The sequence below is a fragment of the Methylobacterium sp. J-078 genome (genome assembly GCF_022829285.1).
In the GTDB taxonomy this organism is placed as follows: Bacteria; Pseudomonadota; Alphaproteobacteria; order Rhizobiales; family Beijerinckiaceae; genus Methylobacterium.
The window spans coordinates 1-25,567 of record NZ_JAKSYI010000060.1 but is presented as its reverse complement, the minus strand read 5'-3'; the positions used below and the strand labels follow the sequence as shown (position 1 = coordinate 25,567).

Sequence of the window (25,567 nt, the reverse complement as noted above, 5' to 3'; positions counted from 1 at the left end):
GCGCCTTACGTGTTCAGACCGTGCTGGCTGAGGATGCGCTCGGCGCTGTCGTTCCAGACCTCCATGGTGACGATCAGGCCGTCGCGCACCGTGAACCGGTCGACGTAGCGGTTGCCCTCGAAGGGCGTTCCGTCCGGCCATTCGCCGTAGAGCGTGCCGAGGCTGTAGACCGTGGTGATGCCGTCGCCCGGCACCACGTCGAGGCGCTCCATGCGCTTCTTCACCCAGGCGTAGCGTCCGGCGTTGAAGGCCGTGACCTCGCGGGGGTGGCCGAAGGTGCGCCCGCCCGTGAACACGATGGTGATGCCCGGTGCCATGTAGGTCGCCGCCCGGTCGGGGTCGGGCACCATCGAGGCTTCCAGATAGGCGGTGACGTTGGCGGCGTCGCGGGCGGTGGTGTCGTCGGGCTGCGCTGAGGAATCGGTCATCGGGACTCTCCGGTTTTGCGCTTCCCTGCCGCAAACGGCGGGCAAGTGCATGCAACAAGTGTATGCACTTTGGCGCGTCGTGAGGCAGTGGGTTGGCGCGGGCCGGCATTTTGCCAGCAAGTTCAAGGCCGAAGCCGCTGGCACGGGGGTTGCGGTCAGGCGGGCTATGATCTGCCGGAGAGCCCCCATGCGCACGCGACCGACGCCGCACCTGACCCGCCGCCTCGCCCTGGGCGCCTGCCTGCTCCTCGGCCTGCCGCTCATGGCCCGGGCTCGGGCCGAGGAGCCGATCCGCATCGGCCTCGTGACGGCGCTGAGCGGGCAGTCGGCGAAGTCCGGGGAGGCGATCTCGCGCGGCATCGGGCTCGCGATCGACGAGATCAACGCCGGCGGCGGCGTGCTCGGGCGGCCCCTGGAACTGGTGGCGCGGGACGACGAGGCCAACCCGTCGAAGGGCGTGCTCGCCGCCCGCGAGCTGATCCAGCGGGTCGGCGTGGTGGCGCTGGTCGGCGGCCTCGACACGCCGGTCTCGATGGCGCTGGTGCCCATCGCCAACCAGATGAAGGTGCCCTTCCTCGGCCCCTGGGCCGCCGGCACCGGCATCACCCGCAACGGGGCCGCCGACAACTACGCCTTCCGGGTCTCGGCCGTGGATGCCCTGGTCGACGAGGCGCTGGTCGCCTACGCGGTGAAGACGCACGGGGCGAAGAAGCCCGGGATGATCCTGGTCAACAACGCCTGGGGCGAGTCGAACCAGCAGGGCCTGACCGCGGCGCTGAAGGCCGCCAACCTGCCCGCCGCCGGCGTCGAGAAGTACGAGGCCGCCGACCTCGACATGGTGCCCCAGCTGACCCGCCTGCGGGAGGCCGGCGCCGACACCCTGTTCCTCGTCGGCAATGTCGGGCCCTCGGCCCAGGTCGTCAAATCCCTCGACCGGATGGGCTGGAGCGTGCCGGTGGTCTCGCACTGGGGCCCGGCCGGCGGGCGCTTCGACGAGCTCGCCGGGCCGAGCGCGGCCAAGGTCCACTTCATCCAGACCTTCACCTTCGCGGGCAATACGAGCCCCAAGGCGCTCGCCGTCCTCGACGCCCTCAAGAAGAAGTACCCGGCGATCAAGTCGATGGCCGACGTGACCCCGGCGGTGGGCATCGCCAACGCCTACGACGCCACCCACCTGCTCGCCCTGGCGATCAAGGCCGCCGGCTCCACCAAGGGGCCGGAAGTGCGCGACGGCTTCTACAAGGTCGCGGCCTATCCGGGCCTGATCAAGACCTACGACAAGCCCTTCGCGCCGGGCCAGCACGACGCCCTCGGGCCCCAGGACTACGTCTTCACCCGCTTCAAGGATGGCGAGATCGTCGCCGTCACGAACTGACGGAGCAGGGCCGATGCTCACCGGAACGCTCATCACCGGCCTCGGCCTCGGCAGCATGTACGGGCTCGTGGCGCTCGGCTTCCACATCACCTACGCGGTCTCCGGCACCGTGAACTTCGCGCAAGGGAGCGCCGTCACCCTCGGGGCGGTGCTGGGCTATACGCTCGGGGTGACCCTGGGCTGGCCGATGCCGGTGGCGATCCTCGGAGCGCTTCTCGGCTGCGCGTTCCTCGGCCTCACCGTCGAGCGGCTGCTGGTGCGGCCCTTCGTCGAGAAGGGCTCGGACGCGTGGCTGCTCGCCACTGTGGCGGGCGGCATCGTCCTCGACAACGCGATGCTGTTCACCTTCGGCAAGGAGCCCCGCAGCCTGCCCTCGTCGCTCGCGGTGTCGCCGGTGGAGATCCTCGGCACCGGCATCTACCCGCTCCAGCTCCTCATTCCGGTGGTCGGGCTCACGGTGGCAGTGGCGATCCAGACCCTGTTCCGCCGCACCGATCTCGGCCGGGTGCTGCTGGCGGTGGCGCAGAACGCCGACGCCGCGCGGCTGATGGGCATCGACGTCCGGCGCACGGTGGCCTGCGCCTTCGCGCTCTCGGCGCTGCTGGCCGGGGCCGCCGGCCTCCTCATCGCGCCGCTGTTTTCGGTCTCGGCCGAGATGGGGGCGCTGTTCGGGATCAAGGCCTTCGCGGTGGCGATCCTGGGCGGCATCGGCTCGGCCACCGGCGTGGTTCTGGCGGGCCTCCTCTACGGCCTCGTCGAGGCCGGCGTCACTGCGACCCTCGGCTCCACCTACACCCAGCTCGTGGTGTTCTCGGTGATCATCCTGGCCCTGGCCCTGCGCCCCGACGGGCTCCTCGGCCGCGCCGCGATCAACAAGGTCTGAGCCCGATGAACGCCCTGCGCGCCCCGGCGGCCGAACTCCTGAAGAGCATGCCGCTCACGATCCTCGCCCTCACCCTGGCGGGCCTCGCCCTGGTGGGGCTGACGGCGGGCTACAGCCACTTCGTCATCGCCCTGGTGGCCCTGACCACCGTGGCGGGGACAGGGCTGAACGTCCTCCTTGGCTTGACGGGGCTGATCTCCTTCGGGCATGCGGGCTTCTACGCCATCGGCGCCTATGCGAGCGCGATCCTCACCGGAGCCGGCCTGAGCTTCTGGCTCGCGCTGCCGGCCGCCGGCCTCGTCTCCGGGCTCGTCGGGGCCGGCCTCGCGGTGCCGGCCATGCGGGTGAAGGGCCCCTACCTCGCGATGGTCACCATCGCGTTCGGCTTCATCGTTGAGCACGCCCTGATCGAGGGCGGGTCGCTCACCGGCGGCCAGAACGGCCTCGTGGTCACCGCCGGGCCGAGCCTGTTCGGATTCCCCTTCGCGGAGCGCGAACTGGCCTTTCTCGCCGTGATCGGTGCGGGTCTCAGCCTCTACGGCTTCCACCGCCTCGCCCGCAGCCGCCTCGGCCGGGCGATGCGGGCGGTGCGCGACGCCGACGTGGCGGCCGCCTCCCTGGGTTTCGATCCGGTACGGGTGAAGACCCTGGCCTTCGCGATCTCGGCGGCGCTGACGGGCCTCGCCGGGGCGGTGCTGCCGCCGCTCATGCTCTTCATCGCCCCGAGCTCGTTTCCCTTCGCGCAGTCGATCCTGTTCGTGCTCTCCGTGGTGGTCGGCGGCGCCGGCACCGTGCTCGGGCCGCTCTTCGGCGCCCTCGTCACCGTGCTGTTGCCCGAGACGCTTGCCGGGCTCGCCGAGTACCGGCTGCTGTTCTTCGGCCTCGCCACCCTGGTGGTGCTCTGGCTGGTGCCCTCGGGCATCGTCGGCAGCGCGGCCCGGCTGCTGCCGCGGGCGCGGACCGGCGCCCTGCTGCCGGCGATGGATTACGCCCGGCTCATCGGGCAGCGCGGAGCCGAGGCCCTGGTGGTCGAGGGCATCGGCATCAGCTTCGGCGGCATCCGCGCGGCCGAGGGCGTCTCGGTCACGGCGCAGACCGGGGCGGTGACGAGCCTGATCGGGCCCAACGGCGCCGGCAAGACCACCGTGCTGAACATGGTTTCGGGCTTCTACCGACCGCAGGCCGGGGCAATCCGCCTCGGCGGCCGCGATCTCGCCGGTGCCCCGGCCCACGCCATCGCCCGGGCCGGCATTGCCCGCACCTACCAGACCACGCGCCTGTTCGGCTCGCTGAGCGTCCTCGACAACGTCGCCCTCGCGTTCGAGCCCGGCCGCCTCCGGCGCCGCTCCGGCGGGCAGGACCGCGCCGCCGCCGCCGCCCTGCTGGCTTTCGTCGGCTATGCCGGCGACCTCGACCGGCCGGCGGCGGAACTGCCCCATGTCGACTGCCGCCTCGTGGAGATCGCCCGGGCGCTGGCCGGCCGCCCGCGCATCCTGCTCCTCGACGAGCCCGCCGCCGGCCTGACCCGGGCCGACACCGACGCGCTCGGCGGTCTCCTGCGCCGGATCGCCGGGCAGGGCATCGCCGTGGTGCTGGTGGAGCACGACATGCCCCTGGTGATGGGCGTCTCCGACGCGATCCTGGTCATGGATGCCGGGCGGCCGATCGCCTACGGGAACCCGGCCGCGATCCGCCGCGACCCGGCGGTGATCCGCGCCTATCTCGGCGGCGCCGACACGCCCGCCCGGCCCCGCGCGGCCGCCTGGACGCCGCGCGCCGACGCGGTGCTCTCCACCCTGGGCCTCACCGCCGGCTACGGCGCCGCCCCGGTCCTCGACCGCGTCGCCATCCAGGTCCGCCCCGGCGAGACCGTGGCGCTGCTCGGCGCCAACGGCGCCGGCAAGTCGACGACCATGCGGGCCCTCGCCGGCTTGCTCCGGCCGGTCACCGGCGGGATCGTGCTGGAGGACCGCGCCATCGCGCACCTGCCCGCCCACACCATCGCCCGCCTCGGCCTCGCCCTGGTGCCCGAGGGCCGGCAGGTGTTTCCCGAACTCACCGTGATCGAGAACATCCGCCTCGGGGCCCATGGCCGCGCGGCGCCGATCGACCCGGCCGAGATCGAGGCGCTGCTCACCCGCTTTCCGCGCCTGCGCGACCGGGCGACGAGCCGGGCCGGGCTGCTCTCGGGGGGCGAGCAGCAGATGCTGGCCATCGCCCGCGGGATGATGGCGCACCCGCGCATCCTCCTCCTCGACGAGCCCTCCCTCGGCCTGGCGCCCGCGATGATCAACGCCCTCTACGCCGTGGTCGCGGACCTGCGCGACCAGGGCGTCACCATCCTGATCGTCGACCAGATGGCGGCCCTGGCCCTGACGGTGGCCGATCGCGGCTACGTGCTGGAGCAGGGCCGCGTCGTCACCGCCGGGACGGCCGCCGAACTCAGCGCCGATGCCGGCCTGGAGGCCGCCTATCTCGGCGCCGCCTGAGGGCGCTCAACCCGGCGCGGCGGCGGAGGCTTCGCGCAGCAGCGCCTCGGCGCGGTCCCGGGCGCGCGCCCAGCGCCGGCATTCGCGGCGCGCATCCGACAGGGCGCGATGCTCCGGGGCCGGATCGACCCGCGATTCCTGACGCAGCGTGGCCATGAGCTTGCCCGCCAGGGCGTCGCGCGCCGTCGGGGCGATGCCGCCCGTCGCGAGCACGTCGAGGATCGCGCGGCGCTGCGCCTCCACCGTCGCCTTCAGCCGCAGGGCGTGGCGCGGCAGTCCGGCCGCGCGCAGGAGCCGGCTCAACCACTGCCCGTCCCAGGAGGGGGCCGAGGCGTAGAGGGCGACGTCGCGCAAGGTTGTCAGCATGTGCAGCGCCACCCAGTCGTGGGCCACGCCCTCCCGCACCAGACGCTCCCGGGCGAGCCCGTGGACCGCCTCGGCCTCGGGCGCCCAGTCGGTCCAGCCTGGGGCCGGACGGATGAGGAAGCTCTCCGAACCGCCCTCGGCAAACACCCACGCGACCTCGATCGGGTAGCTGGTCCTGGCGAGCGAGGACGCCTCGAAATCCAGGAAGGCGATGCGGCTCAACGACGGACCCTCGGGGTGGAAACCGGCTCGGGATGGGAAAAGAAGCGATGCCGGGCAACAAACCCGCGCAAAGCCGAGTTCCGGCTTCGACGAACCGCGAAGGACCCCGGGTGAGCGACGCAACACCGATCTCGATGCCCGTGCGCGGGACGCGCCGCTGGCTCGCCGATTCCGCCCCCATCCCGCTCACGCGCTTCCCCCCCGCAAGACCCGTCGCCCATATCGGCCGGATCTCGGCAGCCCTGGCCGCGCCGCATCCGGCGCTCTGGGGCCTTGCCCTGGCGGTGGCCGTCCTCGACGCGGTGTGGCTGCGCCGCGCCGGGATCGCCCTGGCGCCGTTCGGCTTCAGCGTGGCGGCGGCGCTGGTGGCGGCGCTCCTCGCCCTCGCCACCCTGTTCGGCCCCGTCCTGTCCGAGCCGAAGCTGCGGGCGATGGCGCTGGCGAGCGCCGCGCTCGTCGCCGTGACCGTGCCGCTCGCGGTGCTGCACTATCTGACCGCCACCTGGGCCTTGCCGCTGGCCGATGCGCGGCTGGCGCGGGCCGAGGCTGCGCTGGGCTTCGACTGGCCGGGCTACCGCGCGGTCCTCCAGGCGCATCCGCGCCTCGCCTGGTGGCTGGCCCTCGCCTACCACACCAGCGGCCCGCAGGTCGGCCTCACGGTGATCGCGCTCAGCGCGACCCTTCGGGTCGGCCGGCTCTGGGCCTATGTGCGGATGTTCGCGGTGCTCCTCCTCGCGGTCGTGCTGGTCGCCGCCCTGGTGCCGGCGGCCGGGCCCTTCGTGCATTATGGCCTCGCCACCGTGCCGGACGGCTCGATCGAGACCCTGGGCGCCCTCTGGCACCTCGACGCCCTGGAGCACCTGCGCGCCGGCACCCTGCGCGTCCTGGCCCTGGAGGACATCCGCGGCCTCGTCACGTTCCCGTCGTTCCATGTCTGCCTCGCGGTGCTGACCGCCTGGGCGCTGGCACCGATCCCGATCCTCGGCCCCCTGGCGATCGCCCTCAACGCCGTCGTCATCGTGGCGACCCTGGGGGCCGGCGGGCACTACCTGCCCGACCTGCTCGCCGGCTTCGTGCTCTCGGTCACGGTCATCGGCGGGCGTGCGATCCTGCGGGGGCGCCGCGCCCGAACCGACCTCGCGCGGGTCGCGTTATCCGGGAGGAGCGGCTGGCACGCCGAGCGCTGAGGCCGCCGTTGCCACGAGAGCCGGCATGATTTGCGTTCGGCTGCGCGGTACCCCACCTCGTGGTCAGAGCCGCCCGCCGCGCCGCATACGGGACCCAAGCCCTCGATGACAGCCGCCATCCCCTTCGCCAACACCTATGCCCGCCTGCCGGAGCACTTCTTCGCGTCGGTCGATCCCACGCCCGTGGCGGCGCCGCGCCTGATCCGGGTCAACCGGGACCTCGCCGCGGAACTCGGGATCGACGCCGCCTGGCTCGAGAGCCCCGAGGGCGTCGCCGTGCTGGCGGGCAACCGGGTGCCGGAGGGCGCCGAGCCCCTGGCGATGGCCTATGCGGGCCACCAGTTCGGCAACCGCGTGCCCCAACTCGGCGACGGCCGGGCGATCCTCCTCGGCGAGGTCGTCGGCCGCGACGGTCTGCGCCGCGATATCCAGCTGAAAGGTTCGGGCCCGACGCCGTTCTCCCGGCGGGGCGACGGTCGCGCCGCCCTCGGGCCGGTCCTGCGCGAATACATCGTCAGCGAGGCCATGACGGCGCTCGGCATCCCCAGCACCCGCGCCCTGGCGGCGGTGCTCACGGGGGATTCGGTGATGCGCGAGACGGTTCTGCCCGGCGGGGTCCTGACCCGGGTCGCCACCAGCCATATCCGCGTCGGCACCTTCCAGTACTTCGCCATGCGGGGCGACGTGGACGGCGTCCGGGCGCTGGCCGACCACGTCATCGGCCGGCACGACCCGGATCTGGCGGAGGCCCCGAACCCCTACGCCGCCTTGCTGACCCGGGTGGTGGAGCGGCAGGCCGACCTCGTCGCGCGCTGGCTCCTCGTGGGCTTCATCCACGGGGTGATGAACACCGACAATTGCGCGGTCTCCGGCGAGACCATCGATTTCGGGCCCTGCGCCTTCCTCGACGCCTACGAGCCCTCCGCCGTGTTCAGCGCCATCGACGAGTACGGCCGCTACGCCTACGGCAACCAGCCGGGCATCCTGCACTGGAACCTGACCCGGTTCGCCGAGGCGCTCCTGCCCCTGCTGGCACACGAGGCCGAGGCGGGCATCGCCGTGGCGCAGGATTGCCTCGCCGCCTTCGGCCCCCGGTTCGAGGCGGCCTATTACGGCGGCCTACGTGCCAAGCTCGGCCTCACGACGGAGCGGGACGCGGACGGCGACCTCGGCCGCGCCCTGCTGGAGGCGATGCAGGCCGGGGGCGCCGATTTCACCCTGACCTTCCGGCGGCTCGGGCAGGCCGCCCTCGGTCCGGAAGGCGACGCGGCCGTGCGCGCGCTTTTCGCCGACCCGGGCCTGTACGACGCCTGGGCGACCCGCTGGCGGGCGCGGCTCGCCGCCGAGCCGCTGGACCCGGCCGCGCGCCGGGCGGCGATGGACGGGGTCAACCCGGCCTTCATCCCGCGCAACCACCGGGTCGAAGCGGTGATCCAGGCGGCGATCGCCCGCGACGACTTCGCGCCCTTCCACGAACTCGTGACGGTTCTGGCCCGACCTTACGACGACCAGCCCGCCTTCGCGGCCTATGCCGAGCCGCCCCAGCCGCACGAGCGGGTGCTGCAGACGTTCTGCGGCACCTGACGGCATAGAACCGGCGCGGGCGGCCTGGCGAGGGGGACACGCGATACCGTGACGGGCAGGATCGGGGAGGACCCGGCCGAACCGCTGGAGCGACCGGGCACCGAGAGGGCCGAGCCGGCCGTGCCTGCGATCGACAGTGCCCGCCTAACTCACAGGTGCGGCTTGCAAACGCTTTGGTATACCGTATTCCATGGATGCGTTAGCCCAAGCGGACAGGTGCCCCGATGAGCCAGATCGTGAAGCCGGATCGCCCGATCTGGCCGCCCGTACCCGAGACGACCGTTCCACCCCAGCCGCAGGCACCCCATACCGAGCCTCGGGTAGCGCCGGCCGAATCGAAGGATCGTGACGCCGCCCTGCACGACGCTCTGCTGGCCGAAAGCGACGCCAAGGCCGGTCTCAGTGCCTTCGAGGGGTTCGGCTCCTTCTCGGGATGAACGCTTCCCATCGGGTCGCATCCGGCGCGGTGAAGTCTGCGAACCCTGCACCGCCCCGGACATCGCGGTCGCGGCGAAGGACCCCGAGCTCAGGCCGCGGGCGTCACGGCCTCATCCTGCGTTGCCTCGGCGCCCTCGCGCCACGAGACCGCGAAGAGCTGCATGTCGCGCGTGTCCGCGCAGTCCGAGGGGGGCATGTCGGCGAGGTGTAGGCGCGCGCGGACGGCCGGGCTGAGCAGCCGGACGAGATCGCACGACCCCGCGAGCGTCAGGTTCGCCGCCTTCGCCCGGGCCTCGATCCGGGCGAGGCGGTTCATCGCCGTCCCCAGCACCGTGAACTCGGCCCGGTGGCCGTCGTCGAAGACGCCGACCAGCACCTCGCCCGCATGGAGCGCCATGGTGATGCGCAGGAGCGGCCGGCCCTCGCCGCGGCGCTCGGCGTTGAGCCGCTCGAGACGCGTCGCGATGGTCCGGGTGCAGGTCAGGGCCGCTTCGGCCTGGGCCTGCGGCCGCCCGACGATGAACTGGGCCAGGATGCCGTCGCCCACGTACTTGTCGACGATGCCCCCGTGCTCCGTCACCGCCACGTGGGTCAGGGCCCGCACGTCGAGCAGCGCCCGCACCACCTCCTCCTGCGAATGCTCCCGCGAGAAGGCCGAGAACCCCCTCAGGTCCAGGCCGAACAGGCAGGCGTGGCGGGACTGGACCCCGCCGAGGCCGCCGCCGGTCTCCGCCAACTCGCCCGCCACCCGGCTGGGCACGAAGCGGGCGAGGCTGGCGCGCTCCCGCTCCATGCGCAGGGCCGTGCTCACCGCCGACCGCAGGCGCCGGACCCCGTCGATGACCACGAGGCTCGCGGCCGCGAAGGTCAGGAGGCCGGTCACCTCCTCCTCGAGGGTGACGTAGGGGCCGAGGAGCGCGTGGTCGGGCTCCAGGAACGCCAGCAGGATGGTGCCGCCCCAGGCAAGGCTCACGAGCCCCGAGAACACGACCGTGTGCCAGACCCGCATGCTGAGACCCGTCTGCAGCAGCAGGAGAAAGGCCGGCAGCCGGCTCACCGCCGTCGCGGTCTCCTCCGTCTCCACCGCGCCGACCAGGATGTGCTCGACGACGAGGAACAGGGCCACGCCGGCATTCAGCAGGGTCGCGCTCCAGGTCAGCCACGCATTCGTGCGTTCCGTGCGCCCGTCCCGATGGGCGGCGCGCCAATCGGCGAGGGCGAGCCCCAGGGACACCACGGCGTAGACCCCGAGCCCGACCCAGTGGTGGATGGAGTGGTTCGAGCCGTCGTAGCCCTGGGCGGTGGCCAGCAGCACCAGAACGATGACGAGGTGCAGGACGAGGGAGCGGCGCCCCGACGCGAGCTGAAGGCGATTCAGGACCGTGGAATCACCCGCGTTCGGACGGCGGCGGGAAGGGATACGCATGACGGGGGCGATCGATCAGGGTGGGGCGGCGCCTTAGCACGCCGCGCCGGCCGGGCACATGCTTCCGGGCACACGTTTCAAAGCGCGCCCTCGCGGATGGCGCCGGGGTCGGCCAGCGCGTGCAGCAGGCGCGCGGCGCTGTGGGCGAAGCGCAGGGTCACGGCCTTGCGGCGGGGGCCGCTCAAGGGGTGATCGGCGGGGTCGCGCAGGATCGCGGCCCCGAAGGCGTCGGCGACGATCAGGCCGGCCTCGTCCGGGGTCAGGGTGGTGGAGAGCGTCTCGGGGATCGCGAAGTAGAAGCGGTCGCAGTAATCCCGGTAATCCGGCCATTTCCGGTCGGCCCGAAAATCCGCCACGCTCGACTTGATCTCCACGATGGTGAGGCGACCGGCCGGGCACAGGGCGATGACGTCGGCACGCCGGCCGTTGGCCAGGGAAAATTCCGGGATGGTGACGTGACCGAGTTCGGCGAAGAGCCGCCGGACGCCGCGCTGGACCTGGAGCGCGGTGGCCGATTGGCGCCGGTCGGGCGGGAGGATGACGTTCGCGAGGGCTGCTGACATACGGCTCCGGTCGGTCGTGCGATCTGTTCCGAATCGGGATCGCGCCCAGCAAACCAGCCGGCGCCCGCCTTGTCACCTGCGACCCCGTTGCGCGTGCGCCGCCCGCATGCTCCGATCGCTTCGGACCCGGAAGGAGGGAGCCCTGCTGGAGGAGCGAGCCGAGGCGCGGGGCGGCAACCGCGCCACCGAGATCGGCCGTGTCACCCGCGATCTGCGCCGCCTGGAAGCCCTGGTCGCGCGCCGGCGCCTGCGGGTGCGGCTCCTGCGGACCCTGCGCGGCGGTCTCGGCGCGGGTGCGACGCTGGCGGCCCTGATCAAGCTGAAGGTCGCGGGCTCGCTCGCGGTGAAGCTCGGGCTCGCGGCGCTGGTGGGGCTCGGGCTCGCCTGGCCCTTCGTCGTCCTCGCGGTCATCTTTCTCGCGGGGCTCGTGCTGTCGATCCTGAGCCTGTTCGGGGAGGGCTCCGTCGCGTGCCCGGACGGGGATTGCGATTGCGGATGCGACCGGCGGGAGGCCCGCGCCGAGCGCCTCCGGCAGCTGATCGCCCGGCGCCGGGACTGGCTCGCCGAGCCTGTCGGCCCCGCCCCGGGCCGGCGAACGGCCGCGGCTCAGCCCTTGAAGTAGCTCAGGATGCCGGCGCCCGGCGCCAGCATGAGGAAGGACCAGGCGAGCGCCGACGTCACGTTGGCGATCTGGAAGGGCAGGCGCTTGACTCCGAAGATACCGGCGATCAGCGGCACCACGGCCCGGGCGGGCCCGATGAAGCGGCCGATCACGATCCCGCCAGCCCCCCATTTGCGGCAGAATTCCTCCGCGCGGGCGAAGATGGCGGGGTAGCGCCGCATCGGCCACATCTGCTTGGCGCCCTCCTTGTAGTGGTGCCCGAACTCGTAGGAGGCCCAATCGCCGAGCGCCGCGCCCAGGGCGCCTGCGAGCATCACGGGCCAGAACGGAATGCCGATCGCCCCCATCAGCGCGCCGATGCCGAGAAGCAGCACGGTCGCGGGCACCAGCAGCGACAGGAAGGCCAGCGATTCGCAGAAGGCGAGCACGCCCACGATGAGCGGTGTCCAGCCCTGGTGCGCCTCCACGAAGGCGAGGGTGCTGGCGCGGAGGGCTTCGAAATCCATGGGGCTCGCTTGTCGGCTCGGGCTGCCACGCTGTGGCCGAGGCCGCGCCCCGGGGCAAGAGCAGGACGTTCGCAACCGGCGGGCCCGAATGGTCGCCACCGGCGGGGCCGAGCGCCCGGCCGCGCGCGAGGACGGGGTGCGACGGCGGGCAAAACTGGGTTAAGCCCTGGACCCGATCGCCCATCGCCACCGGAGACCCGGCTTGAACATCCTCTCGATCCAGTCGCACGTCGCCTTCGGCCATGTCGGCAACACCTCGGCGGTGTTCCCGATGCAGCGCCTGGGCGTCGAGGTCTGGGCGATTCACACGGTGCAGTTCTCCAACCACACCGGCTACGGCGCCTGGCGCGGGCGGGTCTTCGACGGGCCGGCCATCGAGGAACTCGTCGCGGGCATCGCGGAGCGCGGCGTGCTCGGCACCTGCGACGGGGTGCTGTCGGGCTACATGGGCTCGGCCGATATCGGCACCGCCATCGTGGCGGCGGTGGCCTCCGTACGGGCCCTCAACCCGAAGGCGCTCTATGCCTGCGATCCGGTGATGGGCGATGTGGGCCGGGGCTTCTACGTGCGACCCGGGATTCCCGAATTCCTGCGCGCGCAGGCCGTGCCGGCCGCCGACATCGTCACGCCGAACCAGTTCGAGCTGAACTGGCTCTCGGGCCTGCCCACCGGCACCCTGGCGGAGACCAAGCGGGCTGTGGCCTCGGTGCAGGCGCTCGGCCCCCGCGTCGTCCTCGTCACCTCCCTGATCACCGACGACACGCCCGCCGACGCCATCGACCTCATGGCCGGGGAGGGCGGTGCGTTCTGGCGCCTGCGCACGCCGCGCCTGCACCTCGACGTGAACGGCGCCGGGGACGCCATCGCGGCGCTCTTCCTCGTGCATTACGCCCGTACCGGCTCGGCCGCCCTGGCGCTCGGCATGGCCGGCGCCTCGGTCTACGGCCTGCTGCGGCGTACGCTGGAGGCGGGATCGCGCGAGATCCTCACGGTGGCGGCCCAGGACGAGTTCGTCGCGCCGAGCGAGACGTTCCCCGTGGAGACGGTCTAAGGTCCGGGCCTCGTCAGCCTGGAGACACCGCCCATGCCGCGCCGCTTCGTGACCCTCGACGTGTTCACCGACACCGCGCTCACCGGCAATCCCCTCGCCGTGGTGCTGGACGCCGAGGGACTCGACACGGGCGCGATGCAGGCGCTGGCCGCCGAGTTCAACCTCTCCGAGACGGTGTTCGTACTGCCCCCCGAGGCGGAGCGTCACCGGGCGCGGCTGCGGATCTTCACGCCCGCCGCCGAACTCCCCTTCGCAGGGCATCCCACCCTCGGCACCGCCGTGCTCCTGGCGCTCCGCGACCGGCGGGCGGGCCTCACGGACGCCCTGGCCTTCGGCCTGGAGACCGCGCTCGGCACCCTCGCCTGCGTGGTCGAGCCCGGTGAGGGACGCGGCACCGGGCGCTTCAAGATGCCGGTCCTGCCGGAATTCCTCGGGCCGGGCCCGGAGCCGGAGGCGATCGCCGCCGCCCTCGGCCTGGAGGCGGCCGAGATCGGCTTTCGCCGCCACGCCCCGAGCCGCCACCGCGCGGGTCCGAGCTTCCTGTTCGTGCCGCTGGCGAGCCGCGAGGTCCTCGACCGGGCCCGCGTGGTCCCGTCCGCCCTCGACGACCTCGGCGAACCGGCGGCGCTCTACTGCTATACCCCCGATCCGGACGGGTCGGGGCAGCACTACCAGGCCCGGATGTTCGCGCCGCATCTCGGCGTCGCCGAGGACCCGGCGACCGGCTCGGCGGCGGCGGCCTTCTCCGGGGTGATGATGCAGTTCGAGCCCCTCGGCGACGGCGAACACGACATCGTCCTGCGCCAGGGCGTCGCCATGGGCCGCCCGAGCATCATCGGGGTGCAGGTCTGCATCGGCGCGGGCGCCCTGCGCTCGGTGGAGATCAGCGGCGCCGCCGTCCTGGTGAGCGAGGGCAGCCTGCTTGTCTGACGGCTTCACGCTGACGCCGATCCGCCACCTCGACGCCCGGCTGGTGACCCACGACTGGACCTGGGCGAAGGCCAACGCCGCCGCCATCGCGACGCATTGGGACCGGCGGCGCGCGGCGGCGCCAAAGATGTTCGACGGGTGCGTCCTCCTCGCCTGCGCCTGCCGGATCGAGGGGGATGTCTGCCGGATCGACCTGTTCGAGACCCGCTTCTCGCGCTTCATCGCCTTCCGGGATGCCGGCTCGCCGGACCCGACCGTCTTCAACGCGTTCGCGGCGGTGGTGCCCTGGACCTCGGACGGCGCCGCGCTTCTCGGCATCATGGGCGGTCACACCGCGAATGCCGGACAGGCCTACTTCCCCTGCGGGACGCCGGACCGGCAGGACATCCGGCCGGGCGGGCGCGTGGACCTCGCCGGCAGCGCGGCCCGGGAATTCCTGGAGGAGACCGGTATCGGCCTGGCTGCCGACGCCCCCGAGGCATGGGTGCTGCTCGCCGGGCGGAGCCAGCGCGCCTTCCTGCGCCCGGTGCGCTTTCCCGACGACGCACAGGCCCTCCTCGCCCGCATGGAGGCGCATCGCCGCGCGGAAGCGGTGCCGGAACTCGCCGGATTTCTGGCGACCCGGGGGCCGGACGACATCGATGGCGCCCGGATGCCCGGCTTCGTGCGAGCCTACCTCGCCGACGCCTTCGCGGCCGCCTACGGGTAGCCGTAGCGGGCCTTGGCGGCGGCGAGGAGGCCGAGGGCCTCGCGCTCGCGTCCGCCCTGGCAGACGCTCGCGGCATTGCGCAGGTCGGCGCTGAAGCGCTCCCCCACCGGCGCGTTCAGGTTGCCCGTGGCGACGTCGCTGTCCACCACGGCCTGCGTCCGGGCGATGGCCGGGCCGCAGCCGCTGCCCTGGGGCAGGGGGGCGACGACCACGGGTGCCGCCGCGACGGCGGCGGGCGGGGCCGAGGCCTTCGGCGTGCAGGCGCCGAGCAGGGCAGCGGCGAGAAGGGCGGCGGCGAGGCTGGCGCGGGACACGGCGACTCCTGACGGCACGGGGCGCTGTGCATACGGCACAGCTTGATCCGCGCTGTTTCTGCGCCGCGCCGCAATGCGGGTCAATCGCGGCTTCGCCCGTCGTCTGTGCGCGCCGCCGGAGGGCTACGGGAAGCCCTCCGGCGGCCATGCAGCGCTGGCGCGCCTTACTTCGCCTTGTCGGCGATCGCCTTGAGGCCCGAATCGTAGATGCCCGAGATGGCGTCGACCGCGACCGCGTCCGGGGCGCCCTTGGCCTTGAAGCTGCCGGTCCAATTCACGGTCGAGCCCGAACCCTTCGGCACCACCGAGAGGGTGGAACTGTAGTCGCTCACCGGCAGCGGGCCGGAGACGATGGCGTAGGTGTAGCTCATGGCCTTGTCGTCGCGCTTGGTCTGGGACTCGACGATGGTGCCGCCGCCCTTGAGGCTCAGCGTCCGCAGGGTCTTACCGCCGTCCTGGGACAGGACGCACTTCTCGATCGCCGGGTGCCACTGGCCGATGCCGCAGAAATCGCCGATCGTCGCCCAGACCTTGGCGGGGGGCGCGGCGACGTCGATGGTCTTGGCGGCATCGAGGGCAAGCACCGGCGCCGTTCCGGCAAGCAGGGCAAGGGTAGGCAGCGCGAGGGTGCGCGACAGCATCCGCGACATGATGGGTGTTCCTTCCAGATTTTTTCTTGGGTGGACGGACTGATTTCGCCGTCGGACCGTGCAAGGTCCTCCGCCCAAGTTAGGCGGCGATCGCCCGACGGCAATGCGCCGCGCCGGTCGATGCGACCGGATGGTGCCGCAGGGCCTGCGGGCCGGACGCCTCAGGTCGCGCAGGCATAGGCGTCGCCGTTGCCCCGCACATCCACCGTGTATTCCCGGAACGTCGTGCTCGAACCTATCAGATACTGTGCGATGAGTTTGGGAAGGAACGGCTTGTAGGTGATCGTCAGGTAGGCGAGCGCGCCAGCATCCTTGTCCTTGAGCACGGCCAGGGCCGAAGTCTGCATGTCGCTTTCCAGATAGGTCATGTTGCCCGGGCACATGCGGATCACGTCTCCGACCCGCTGGATCGAGGCCATCCCGAACGTGACGTCGGGAAAGTTCACCAGCACGTTCGGTATCCGGTCCTTGAGCAGGTTCATGGTCGCGGTGACGCAATCGGTGCCGCGCCAGGCGAGCAGTGTGTTGGTCGTCGTGTTGGCGGGGCAGGATGTCAGCGCATGTGCCAGCAGGGTCGAGGCGCGCTCGGCGTCCCGCTTGGCGTAGAACATGATGCTGAAATCGAGCACGACGGCGAACAGCGCCAGCAGGACCGTGCTGATCAGGGCAAATTCCACCGCAACGGCGCCCTCGCGCGCCGACCGGAACGCGAGCGCTGTGCGGACGCTTCGGGGGGGCAAGACCTTGCTCATCAAGACCGTGCTCATAGGGTGGGGCGCCGGAACAAGACCGATGCCTTCACGGTCAGCGTTGGGAACATCGGGAGGAAGTTGATGACGTTGGATGAGCCGCGCAGCACCAGAACGTCGTTCGTCGAGCCGGGATCGAAGGTGGTTCCCGTTATGGCCGTCGCACTCGTGGCGACATTGGAGAGCGGCTGCATTTCCAGTTTGATCGTGCTGAGGCAGGTATCGACGAAAGCCGTCTTGTTGCAGACAATGGTCTTGTAGGCGTCCTTCTGGCCGAGCAGCAGCACAGTCTCCGGATTGGCTGCGGACTGGTAGAGTGCGTCGCTGAGCGTACCGCGCATGATGTGGAAGCAGAAGTATTGCAGGATTGCGAGCACGATCAAGAAGAACGGCAGGCAGAGCAGGCTGAACTCGACCGCCGTCGCCCCGCCGGACGCGGCGCCGAAGCGCCGGATCAGGCCCTCGCCTGCCCGACCAGCGGCTCCGCGTTCGCGTCTCACGGGCATGTGCCCTCGCAGATCCGGAGGTAGTCGATCAGCCCGCCGTAGGTGTCCTGCCTGCCGCCCGCCCGCCAGCTAATGCGGTAGCTGCCTTTGCGTAGGACCGTGAAGCTGATCTTCCGCTCGATCCACGGGTTGGCCCAGATGCAGGCATCGACGAGGTTGGACGACGTGAAGAGCGTGTCTGACGCGCCATCAACATAGACCTCGATCCGGAACGTTTGTCCGTCGGCCACTGCTTGCCGGACCGTCGATTCCCTGGTGGCGCGATCGGCGAAGTCGTCCCGGGCCGAGCCTTTCGCCTTGGTCAGGTCCGAGCAGATCGGCTGCGTACCGTAACCTTGTACGTTGATGTAACCCTGCCGGGCCACGTACCAGTACCGGATCTCGTTGACGCCGGCATTGAGGTCCACCGTCCGCGTCATCGCGGAGTTGGATTGGCAATTGCGGACGCCGCTGTTGACCCAGGTGCCGCAGTCGCTGTCGAGCTCGGCGAAGAAGTCGCCGTTCTTCATCGTGTTGCCGGCCAGGGCTCGCTGGCCGTTGATCTCCACGCCGGCATTCGTCGTGGTCCAGCCGTTCCAGTTCTTCAGGACATCCCAGGAATTCGGCTGGACGCTGTGGTTGACCTCGAACGACTCGGAGAACAGCAGCTTCGATTCCTCCGTGCCCGTTCCGTTCGCGATCGGAATCAGGGAGCAATCCTGCACGACGTTGAAGCTGATCGTCGACCGGGGCAGGAACGTGCTCAGGATGGAGTTGAACGTGCCGGAATTCTCCACGCGCACGTTGGTCAGGGACAGGGTCGGTGGCTGGGAGGTCGCGTTGGTGATGCCTTTTTCGCGCAGGTTCGCGGCAATGACCCTGGCGACGTCGCCCGTGTAGTCCTTAGTCAGGTCTGTTTTGCGCTGGGTCCTGACATAGACGGCCGCCTGATTACAGGCGAGTTCCGTGGCGCTGGCCAAGCGCTGCTTGTAGGCAGTCGCCCGCGTCATCTCGATCGCTCCGCTCACGGCCGTGAGAAGGACGGGCAGGGCAATCGCGAAGATGGTGGCGATCGAGCCGGATTGGTTGTTTCTGAACATCGTCGCGGGTCCGCGCCGCCTCCGTGAAAGCGTCGAGGCGCAGACTCACGGAAAAACGCTAAGACTCTGTCAAAACACACTCGCGGATCTGCGACTGTTCATCTTCTTTCCCGCGCATCTTCTTTCCCAAGTATCGCCTTCGGCCGCCCGATGCTCGGAACCCGAAGGTCTTGTCGGGCCGTGAAGGCGTCCGAGCAAGGTGCGCGGGCGTCTCGTCGAAGCGTCGCTGACGCGCCTGGACGGGATCCGCACCCTGACAGGAGCCTCGCTCGCTCGCGGGCTTCGCGAAAGCTTGTCAAGCCGGTGCCCAGGGTCTACGACAGCCGCCTTCGTAGACGGCCGCGCCGCATCGACGCGCCGTTGCCCCTCGGGAGAGACGAGCCTTGGCCATCGCCGGCTCCATGCGCAACACGACCGACGCCGCCCGCGCGGCCGCCCGGTCGCGCGCGTCTCTTGCCGCTCTGCTGCTCCTTATCCGCCCCTGAGGGCCGTCCGGGCGCGTGCGCCTGGGCTCTCAGGGGAGCGCATCGGCGAGGCCGCGGGTCGGCCGTCCGCCGCCAGGATTCCATCGATCGATTTCCAGGGCGCCGCGTCCGCATCCGGAGCGCGCCGCGACAGGACACCCGACCATGACCGTATCCCCGACCGGCTTCTCGACCGCGAGCAAGGACCGCGTCCTCATCTTCGACACCACCCTGCGCGACGGCGAGCAGTGCCCCGGCGCCACCATGAACCTAGACGAGAAGCTCGCCGTCGCCGAACTCCTCGACACGATGGGCGTCGACATCATCGAGGCGGGCTTCCCGATCGCCTCGCACGGTGATTTCGAAGCGGTCTCGGAGATCGCCCGCCGGGCCAAGCGCGCCACCATCGCGGGCCTCGCCCGCGCGATTCCCGCCGACATCGCCCGGGCCGGCGAGGCCGTGCGTGGAGCCAAGCGCGGCCGCATCCACACCTTCGTGTCGACCTCGCCGATCCACCTCGCGCACCAGATGCGGAAATCCGAGGACGAAGTGGTGGAGATCATCCTGAAGACCGTGGCCCAGGCCCGCGACCTCGTCGAGGACGTGGAATGGTCGGCCATGGACGCGACCCGCACGCCGATCGACTACCTCTGCCGCTGCGTCGAGGCGGCGATCCGCTCGGGCGCCACCACCATCAACCTGCCCGACACCGTGGGCTATGCCACGCCCGATGAGTACCGCCGGATGTTCCAGGACGTGCGGAACCGGGTGCCGAACGCCGAAAAGGCGATCTTCTCGGTGCATTGCCACGACGATCTGGGGCTCGCCATCGCCAACTCGCTGGCGGGGGTCGAGGGCGGCGCGCGCCAGGTCGAGTGCACCATCAACGGCATCGGCGAGCGCGCCGGCAACGCCGCCCTGGAGGAGATCGTCATGGCGATTCGCACCCGCGGTGACGTGATGCCCTACGAGACCGGCATCGAGACCACGATGCTCACCCGCGCCTCGAAGCTCGTGAGCCACGCCACGAACTTCCCCGTGCAGTACAACAAGGCCATCGTCGGCCGGAACGCCTTCGCGCACGAGAGCGGCATCCACCAAGACGGCATGCTCAAGCACACCGAGACCTACGAGATCATGACCCCGGCCTCGGTCGGCGTCGCCAAGACCTCCCTCGTCATGGGTAAGCATTCGGGCCGGGCCGCCTTCCGTTCGAAGCTGGACGAGCTCGGCCTGGTGTTGAGCGACAACCAGCTGCAGGACGTGTTCGAGCGCTTCAAGGCGCTCGCCGACCGCAAGAAGCACGTCTACGACGAGGACATCGAGGCGCTGGTCGACGAGAACCTCGCCACGGCGCATGACCGCATCCGCCTCGTCTCCCTGTCGGTGATCGCGGGTACCCGCGGCCCGCAGCGGGCGACGCTGAAGCTCGACATCGCGGGCCGGATCATCACCGAGGAGGCTGACGGCAACGGCCCGGTGGACGCGGTGTTCAATGCGATCCAGGCCCTGGTGCCGCATGAGGCCGACCTCGAACTCTACCAGGTCCACGCGGTCACCGAGGGCACGGACGCCCAGGCGGAGGTCTCGGTGCGCCTGAAGAGCGGCGAGCGCAGCGTCACCGCCCGCGGCGCTGATCCCGACACCCTCGTCGCCTCGGCCCGCGCCTACCTCTCGGCCCTCAACAAGCTCGAGGCCTGGGCCGTGCGCCTGCACGCCCAGAGCCCGGCCCCGGTTTAGCCGAGAAAATGAAGCCCCGGGGGTGGACACCCCCCGGGGCGTTTGCTATCAGCCCCCTCGTCGCAGCGGACTTGGTGGCCGCAGCGATCGCCGCAAGGCGATGGGTGCATAGCTCAGTTGGTAGAGCAGCTGACTCTTAATCAGCGGGTCCAAGGTTCGAACCCTTGTGCACCCACCAAACATCTCAATCACTTAGGTGATTTTACAGCCCAGACCTGAGAATGGTGGGCTGCATCTGGGCTGCAGATAAATCGATTGGCTCTGTCCCTCGACCTGCGTTCTGCTTGCCAATTCGTTTGGCTCATCCTTCAGCCACTTATGAATTTGACAATTAGCTGCGGCCGATCGCTTGGAAAGGCGCTGTGGCTTGGGTCAAACCAAGTTGCGTACGTTGATATGCGTCTGAATTTTTCCTCTAAGGGGAGAAGCTGAAAGGAGCGATCCATTGAGCTGGCGCGCCCAACTACCAGGATAAACTTAAATTCAACATCACACACAGACCTGTTTCTTCGGTACGATGGATCCGTTGGCTGTACGCCAGTATGCCATTCTGGTGTCGAGGTGTCATGTCAAGTCAGTATCTCATTTCTTCCGAACCAGCGAGCTGATAATCAGATGCATACTCGAGCCCAAAACGAGAATGTGACTTGAAGCTCCGGCGGCTGCAGATTGACGGTTTTAAGTCTCTCGGCGAACTCGATTTAGGGGTTCCGCGGGACCTCGTGTTCCTAATTGGGTGAATGGAGCCCGTAAGTCTTGGTTGCTGCAGGCTTTAGCCTTCGTTCGGTCTTTCGCGAATGGGAAAGTTGAAGAATTTTATACTGAGCGTGGATGGCGGCAGTCCGATGCGCGTCCCCGAATAGCTAGCCTGCCCCTATCCGGTGGTCCAAGTTCGAAGTTAGTACATCGTCGGTCTGGAGTTGACCCCGTTTGTGGTCCACGGCCTATGCAAGTTCTCGGGCTGTGACAGCTTGGTTGGCGAAGGCTCGGGGCGTCAAGCCGCCCAGGGCCGTGTGGGGGCGATCGTCGTTGTCGCGGCACCTCCATTCCTCGATGCGGTCGCGGGCATCAGCCAGAGACAGGAACCACGAAGCGTTCAGGCATTCCGCTCTTAAGCGTCCGTTGAACGACTCGACGTAGGCGTTGTCGGTGGGCTTGCCCGGTCGTGAGAAGTCGATCTCGACCCCGTTCAGGTAGGCCCACTGGTCGAGCATGCGACCGGCGAACTCCAGCCCATTGTCGACCCGCAAGCTCTTGGGCCGTCCCCTCAGCTTGACCAAGGCGTCGAGCGCCTCGGTCACTTGGTAGGCGCGGAAGTTGGCTCTCGGTGTCAGTGAGAGCGCCTCTCGCGTGTGGCAATCGACGATGGTCAAGATCCGGAATGGGCGTCCGTCGAAGATGCGGTCGGAGACGAAGTCCATCGCCCAGACCTCGTTGGGCCCACCGATCCCTGGCCTACCCTGACGATACCGCCAAGCCCGCTTGCGCTTAGGCAGCTTTGACCGGATCGATAGCCCCTCGTCTCGGTAGATCCGGTAGGTGCGCTTGTCGTCTAATTGATCAAGCCTTGTACCAGGGTGCTTGTGTTCGATCTGCCTTGCGCATCGTTGTCGTCTTCGAGGTCGGCACCGCGTGCCCCCTCAACATGGCGCCAGATCACCGGCCTCTCAATGTGGTTCTCGTGTTCCGGATGGTCACGAAGCGTACCTCGAGATGGCCGTGGTCGCACCCTGGCGGGGCGGCAGCTTTGGAAGCGAAGCGATATCAGGCCATGGCGATCACCTTCGGCTCGAAGGGACGCTCATCGATCCACATGCGATGGAGGATGACGGACAGCTTGCGCGTCAATGCGACGCGTGCCTTCCAGAAGTCAGACCTCCGGCCGATCGCTGCTCCCCACTCCTTTAGGGCGAGCGGCATGGAGATGCGCGACAGCATCGCGTTGGCGGCCTCGAACAGGAGCTTGCGCGTTAGGCGGTCTCCGCACTTCGAGATCCGGCCGTTGATGTCGACATCGCCCGACTGATATCGGCGTGGCGTCAGCCCGAGGTAGGCGCCTACATCCTGCGAACGTCGAAAGCGATGAGGATCCTCGATCGTCGTGACGAAGCTGATCGCAGTGATGGGACCCACGCCTGGCGTCGTCATCAGGAGCCGGCAGATTTTGTTCTGACGTCCAATACGCGCAAGCTGCTTTGCGATGCCGTGACTGCGTTCCTGGATCGTGCCCAGAATGGTCAGGAGTGTCTCGAAGAGTGAGCTTAGGATCGGATCGTCGGGCAGCTGGGCTCGAACCTGCCTAGCGAAAGTCCCGCCTTTGCCCGGCCCAACTAGGATCCCGAAGGTCTTTGCCAACCCGCGGATTTTGTTGATGAGCGCCGTCCGCATGCCGACCAGCTGGTCGCGGGTGATCAGGAGGGCACGCAATCGATGGGTCTCAATCGACCGCACAGCTACCGGTCGATACCATCCCGAGCGAACCAGGCGTGCAAGACCTAACGGGTCGTTCCGATCCGTCTTGTTCATCTGCAACTTGAGAGCTGCAGCCGCATGCCTCGCATGAAGGCAGACGATTGGCAGCCCCCGCTCGTTGAGGGCATGCCAAAGCCAAACCGTGAGGGGCCCTGTCTCGATCCCGACCTTCACGGCGCCGGGTGCTCTACGCTTTAAAACGGTCGCGATAACCTCGGGATCGGTCCGCGACGTTCCAGCCCACACACGCTCGCCCGCTTCGTCGACGACGCAGATCGCGGTCTCCTTCATCGAGACGTCCAGTCCAACGTAGGAGGTTATCTTGTGTCCTCCTCTTCAGGGGACGACAGGCTACCCCGAGAGCCACGCCCTCAATTACGCCATGTGGTTCACCTCTCAGCCCTCCCGTCGCAGCAAGATGTGCAGCCCTCGATAGCCGTAACGGACCCGTGCGGCGGCCAGCTCCTTCAACCGCATCCGCAGCGCGACCTGCGGGTCCGAGCGCTTCCTATAGCGCTGGGACGAACGGCCGAAGCCGGTGGCCAGACAGGCCCGACGCTCGCTGATGTCGTAAGCCACCTGCAGGTGACCGGCGACCTCACGGCGAACGGCGGGCCTCACCACTGATCCTTGAGCACATCCTGCAGCATCGAGCGGTCCAGCGTCAGGTCTGCGACTAACCGCTTGAGCTTGCCGTTCTCGTCCTCCAGCTGCTTTAGCCGTCGGATCTCCGGCACGCCCATGCCGACGAACTGCTTCTTCCAACGGTAAAACGTCGGCTCGGATACACCCATCTTCCGGCAGACCTCGTCCACCGTCGCGCCGTTCTCCGCCTGCCACAGGGCAAAGGCGATCTGTTCGTTCGTGAAGCGTTTGCGAGGCATGGCATCCACCCTCCTTCAGGGTTCAGGATGCCCGAAAAACTTGCGCTCAGCGCGGACCAGTTTGCTGGGTCAGAGTCAGAGAGCCCGAGCGCTAGCGGATCGACCCATCACACCTCATCCCGGGTCCATACATTTAGCCCGCGCATTGGCCGAGCTTCCACTCGGCTTAGCGTACTAGGTGCAGCGACGTCTCGCCCGACCAGCCGATTTTGGCGACAATCGAGCGGGTCGCATAGTATCAAAAGTCGTGCTGGGCCAAGTGCTTCAACACCATCCGCGAAGACCGTTCATGGACCTATCGAGAAAAAAGTCGGCTTAACTTCGGGACGGCCTCCATCTAGGGGGAGTTAGCGCTTACAAGAAACCCAGGGCGTTTAACATGACATCGCACCGCATACATGAGATACGTATCAGGGCCTTAATCATCGGTTGGTTAGACGAATGAAGTGGTATACCTGCTGCAATGAGGTTGGCCTGATAAATGGCGGTGATTGCCTCATTGCAGCGCTCGCTTCCTGTCGCGCAAAAACAAATCTTATTCCCCATCTTCTCTTTGATGGTCGCCCTAATTCTTTGACGGAGCATTTTAAACAACAAGGGGTGAAAGTATTATACCAAGAGCTCAGCTTCAAGAAAAGCATTGAAAATGAGAGAGGAAAAGCGCGCATTGATTATAACTGGCTTTTAGCGAATGCACTAAAATTTGACATAGCATGCTGTGAAACAAGCGACAGTCATATTTTATACACAGATACTGACGTATTATTTCACAAGGATCTTCTTTTAAATGCGCCTCACCCGCCATTGTCCGCGGTAAACGAAATCATTATTGAAAAGAACACTGCTTTTGAAACTCGCCGTGCGTTTAACGCGGGAGTGATGATAATGAATGTACAATTTATGAAGTCGCTACTCCCCACATTCCGTATTAAATGTGTAGAACTCGCACAAGGTCGCTATGTAAATTCGTGGTATGATCAAGGGATTTTAAATTCTGTGTGTAAAGGGGCTTGGTCTACCCTGCCTCAAGAGTATAACTGTCGGCCCTTTTTTGGAAGCGCAGGCGATCCGATCATTACTCACTTTCAGTTCGTCAAGCCGCACAATGTTACACATGATGGAAAGCTCATCGGTCTAGACAGCCCAGCTGCAAACCTAGCTCGCACGCAAATAAAAACATACACTGCGCTCAAATCTCAAGTAGAAGATTATATCTCGACTGCCGCACGACGCGCATGGATGGATTTTTCACATAACGGGCGGAACGGGTTGGCGTAAATTGTAATTATCGCCTCATATGACAAAAAATAACATCAGTGCATCGTATGTATGTAATAAAAAATATGACCTAATTAGAGCGTAATAAACTCATAAAAATAGAATATAATGCCTAGGTTTATGCAATACAAGTCATACTAACCCTCATCGCTTAGCATCCATGGGCCCATCGGCGCAGTCCGATGGAACTTGATCCGCCCCCGTTGAAGTGGTCCGCCCTTTGGTATGGCTTTTGAGCCTGGAGGACGGACGAGATGGCAAAGCACCCGAAGCCCGAGGAGATCGTCGCCAAGCTACGGCAGGCGGATGTGCTGATCTCCCAGGGCCAGAGCGTGGCCGATACAATCCGCGCGCTCGGCGTGAGTTCAGTGACATACTACCAGTGGCGGCGTGAGTTTGGCGGCCTGAAGTCGGATCAGGTTCGACGGATGAAGGATCTGGAGACCGAGAACGCTCGGCTCCGAAAGGCAATTGCGGATCTTACCCTCGACAAGCTGATCTTGCAGGAGGCGTCCCGGGGAAACTTCTGAGCCCCGCGCGCCGACGTGCCTGTGTCGAGCACATCATGCGGACGATGACCGTCTCCGAACGCCGCGCCTGTCGGGCGCTCGGACAGCATCGCTCGACACAGCGCAAGGTACCGCGGGGCCGC

At 68.2% G+C, this 25,567-nt stretch carries 23 protein-coding genes, 1 tRNA gene and 3 pseudogenes; 14 read left to right on the top strand and 13 right to left on the bottom strand.

What is annotated here, in order from left to right:
• Nucleotides 1-5: 5 nt before the first annotated feature.
• Nucleotides 6-428, bottom strand: a complete 423-nt coding sequence (locus MKK58_RS08195) for a nuclear transport factor 2 family protein (protein ID WP_243911604.1) — start codon at nucleotides 426-428, stop codon at nucleotides 6-8.
• A gap of 187 nt (nucleotides 429-615) precedes the next feature.
• On the opposite strand from MKK58_RS08195, the gene MKK58_RS08190 reads away from it, so the two are divergent.
• The 3 genes from MKK58_RS08190 to MKK58_RS08180 are packed head-to-tail and all read left to right on the top strand — an operon-like array spanning nucleotide 616 to nucleotide 5,175.
• Complete coding sequence (locus MKK58_RS08190; protein WP_243911603.1) at nucleotides 616-1,803, top strand: ABC transporter substrate-binding protein; 1,188 nt, start codon at nucleotides 616-618, stop codon at nucleotides 1,801-1,803.
• Between the two features lie 13 nt (nucleotides 1,804-1,816).
• Nucleotides 1,817-2,686 (top strand): branched-chain amino acid ABC transporter permease, encoded by an 870-nt coding sequence (locus MKK58_RS08185; protein WP_243911602.1) that lies wholly within the window; start codon nucleotides 1,817-1,819, stop codon nucleotides 2,684-2,686.
• 5 nt (nucleotides 2,687-2,691) lie between these two features.
• On the top strand, nucleotides 2,692-5,175 hold the full coding sequence (locus MKK58_RS08180) for a branched-chain amino acid ABC transporter ATP-binding protein/permease (protein ID WP_243911601.1): 2,484 nt from the start codon (nucleotides 2,692-2,694) through the stop codon (nucleotides 5,173-5,175).
• A gap of 6 nt (nucleotides 5,176-5,181) precedes the next feature.
• Here MKK58_RS08180 and MKK58_RS08175 read toward each other — a convergent pair whose 3' ends face one another.
• A complete protein-coding gene (locus MKK58_RS08175) occupies nucleotides 5,182-5,763 on the bottom strand; it encodes a transcriptional regulator (RefSeq protein ID WP_243911600.1) in 582 nt (193 codons plus the stop codon).
• A gap of 110 nt (nucleotides 5,764-5,873) precedes the next feature.
• Here MKK58_RS08175 and MKK58_RS08170 point away from each other — a divergent pair, with 110 nt between their 5' ends.
• The 3 genes from MKK58_RS08170 to MKK58_RS08160 all read left to right on the top strand — a co-directional run bounded on the left by MKK58_RS08170 (nucleotide 5,874) and on the right by MKK58_RS08160 (nucleotide 8,971).
• Entirely contained in the window at nucleotides 5,874-6,950 is a 1,077-nt protein-coding gene (locus MKK58_RS08170) for a phosphatase PAP2 family protein (protein ID WP_243911599.1), read from the top strand.
• A 105-nt stretch (nucleotides 6,951-7,055) separates the two neighbouring features.
• Complete coding sequence (locus MKK58_RS08165; RefSeq protein ID WP_243911598.1) at nucleotides 7,056-8,534, top strand: protein adenylyltransferase SelO; 1,479 nt, start codon at nucleotides 7,056-7,058, stop codon at nucleotides 8,532-8,534.
• Nucleotides 8,535-8,758: 224 nt separating this feature from the next.
• Entirely contained in the window at nucleotides 8,759-8,971 is a 213-nt protein-coding gene (locus MKK58_RS08160; RefSeq protein ID WP_243911597.1) for a hypothetical protein, read from the top strand.
• An 89-nt stretch (nucleotides 8,972-9,060) separates the two neighbouring features.
• Here the strand turns inward: MKK58_RS08160 and MKK58_RS08155 are convergent, their stop codons facing one another.
• Both MKK58_RS08155 and MKK58_RS08150 read right to left on the bottom strand, forming a co-directional pair.
• Nucleotides 9,061-10,398 (bottom strand): adenylate/guanylate cyclase domain-containing protein, encoded by a 1,338-nt coding sequence (locus MKK58_RS08155; RefSeq protein ID WP_243911596.1) that lies wholly within the window; start codon nucleotides 10,396-10,398, stop codon nucleotides 9,061-9,063.
• A gap of 77 nt (nucleotides 10,399-10,475) precedes the next feature.
• Nucleotides 10,476-10,961: an MmcB family DNA repair protein gene (locus MKK58_RS08150; RefSeq protein ID WP_243911595.1), complete on the bottom strand. Its 486-nt coding sequence runs from the start codon at nucleotides 10,959-10,961 to the stop codon at nucleotides 10,476-10,478.
• Nucleotides 10,962-11,067: 106 nt separating this feature from the next.
• Here MKK58_RS08150 and MKK58_RS08145 point away from each other — a divergent pair, with 106 nt between their 5' ends.
• A complete protein-coding gene (locus MKK58_RS08145; protein WP_243911594.1) occupies nucleotides 11,068-11,583 on the top strand; it encodes a hypothetical protein in 516 nt (171 codons plus the stop codon).
• Here the strand turns inward: MKK58_RS08145 and MKK58_RS08140 are convergent.
• Nucleotides 11,568-12,089, bottom strand: coding sequence for a DedA family protein (locus MKK58_RS08140; protein WP_243911593.1), 522 nt, complete (start codon nucleotides 12,087-12,089; stop codon nucleotides 11,568-11,570). The genes MKK58_RS08145 and MKK58_RS08140 overlap by 16 nt on opposite strands.
• Nucleotides 12,090-12,291: 202 nt before the next feature.
• Between MKK58_RS08140 and pdxY the strand changes: the two genes are divergently transcribed.
• From pdxY to MKK58_RS08125, 3 genes are read left to right on the top strand one after another with little or no spacing between them, the layout of a single operon-like run.
• Nucleotides 12,292-13,140 carry a pyridoxal kinase PdxY gene (pdxY, locus tag MKK58_RS08135; RefSeq protein WP_243911592.1) on the top strand — a complete coding sequence of 283 codons (849 nt, stop codon included), beginning with the start codon at nucleotides 12,292-12,294 and terminating at the stop codon, nucleotides 13,138-13,140.
• A 33-nt stretch (nucleotides 13,141-13,173) separates the two neighbouring features.
• A complete protein-coding gene (locus MKK58_RS08130) occupies nucleotides 13,174-14,070 on the top strand; it encodes a PhzF family phenazine biosynthesis protein (protein WP_243911591.1) in 897 nt (298 codons plus the stop codon).
• Nucleotides 14,063-14,779, top strand: coding sequence for an NUDIX hydrolase (locus MKK58_RS08125; RefSeq protein ID WP_243911590.1), 717 nt, complete (start codon nucleotides 14,063-14,065; stop codon nucleotides 14,777-14,779). The genes MKK58_RS08130 and MKK58_RS08125 overlap by 8 nt, the downstream gene beginning before the upstream one ends.
• On the opposite strand, the gene MKK58_RS08120 is transcribed toward MKK58_RS08125, so the two are convergent.
• The 5 genes from MKK58_RS08120 to MKK58_RS08100 all read right to left on the bottom strand — a co-directional run bounded on the left by MKK58_RS08120 (nucleotide 14,770) and on the right by MKK58_RS08100 (nucleotide 18,077).
• Nucleotides 14,770-15,093 (bottom strand): hypothetical protein, encoded by a 324-nt coding sequence (locus MKK58_RS08120; RefSeq protein ID WP_243911589.1) that lies wholly within the window; start codon nucleotides 15,091-15,093, stop codon nucleotides 14,770-14,772. The two genes, MKK58_RS08125 and MKK58_RS08120, sit on opposite strands and share 10 nt — an antisense overlap.
• 164 nt (nucleotides 15,094-15,257) lie before the next feature.
• Nucleotides 15,258-15,743, bottom strand: a complete 486-nt coding sequence (locus tag MKK58_RS08115; protein WP_409565218.1) for an SRPBCC family protein — start codon at nucleotides 15,741-15,743, stop codon at nucleotides 15,258-15,260.
• 161 nt (nucleotides 15,744-15,904) lie between these two features.
• Complete coding sequence (locus tag MKK58_RS08110) at nucleotides 15,905-16,495, bottom strand: TadE/TadG family type IV pilus assembly protein (protein WP_243911588.1); 591 nt, start codon at nucleotides 16,493-16,495, stop codon at nucleotides 15,905-15,907.
• Between the two features lie 11 nt (nucleotides 16,496-16,506).
• Nucleotides 16,507-16,992, bottom strand: coding sequence for a TadE/TadG family type IV pilus assembly protein (locus MKK58_RS08105; RefSeq protein WP_243911587.1), 486 nt, complete (start codon nucleotides 16,990-16,992; stop codon nucleotides 16,507-16,509).
• A complete protein-coding gene (locus tag MKK58_RS08100; protein ID WP_243911586.1) occupies nucleotides 16,989-18,077 on the bottom strand; it encodes a TadE/TadG family type IV pilus assembly protein in 1,089 nt (362 codons plus the stop codon). Before MKK58_RS08100 ends, MKK58_RS08105 begins: the two co-directional genes overlap by 4 nt.
• Nucleotides 18,078-18,706: 629 nt before the next feature.
• On the opposite strand from MKK58_RS08100, the gene MKK58_RS08095 reads away from it, so the two are divergent.
• On the top strand, nucleotides 18,707-20,281 hold the full coding sequence (locus tag MKK58_RS08095) for a 2-isopropylmalate synthase (protein ID WP_243911585.1): 1,575 nt from the start codon (nucleotides 18,707-18,709) through the stop codon (nucleotides 20,279-20,281).
• Nucleotides 20,282-20,383: 102 nt separating this feature from the next.
• Nucleotides 20,384-20,459, top strand: a tRNA-Lys gene (locus MKK58_RS08090).
• Between the two features lie 766 nt (nucleotides 20,460-21,225).
• Here MKK58_RS08090 and MKK58_RS08085 read toward each other — a convergent pair.
• The 3 genes and pseudogenes from MKK58_RS08085 to MKK58_RS08075 all read right to left on the bottom strand — a co-directional run.
• Nucleotides 21,226-21,840 (bottom strand): annotated as a pseudogene (locus tag MKK58_RS08085) (IS3 family transposase); the annotation flags it as partial.
• 205 nt (nucleotides 21,841-22,045) lie between these two features.
• Nucleotides 22,046-23,056, bottom strand: coding sequence for an IS110 family transposase (locus tag MKK58_RS08080; RefSeq protein ID WP_279578286.1), 1,011 nt, complete (start codon nucleotides 23,054-23,056; stop codon nucleotides 22,046-22,048).
• A gap of 96 nt (nucleotides 23,057-23,152) precedes the next feature.
• Nucleotides 23,153-23,637 (bottom strand): annotated as a pseudogene (locus MKK58_RS08075) (transposase); the annotation flags it as partial.
• A gap of 441 nt (nucleotides 23,638-24,078) precedes the next feature.
• On the opposite strand from MKK58_RS08075, the gene MKK58_RS08070 reads away from it, so the two are divergent.
• On the top strand, nucleotides 24,079-24,915 hold the full coding sequence (locus MKK58_RS08070; RefSeq protein WP_243911583.1) for a glycosyltransferase: 837 nt from the start codon (nucleotides 24,079-24,081) through the stop codon (nucleotides 24,913-24,915).
• A gap of 254 nt (nucleotides 24,916-25,169) precedes the next feature.
• Nucleotides 25,170-25,567: pseudogene (locus MKK58_RS08065) on the top strand (transposase); the annotation flags it as partial.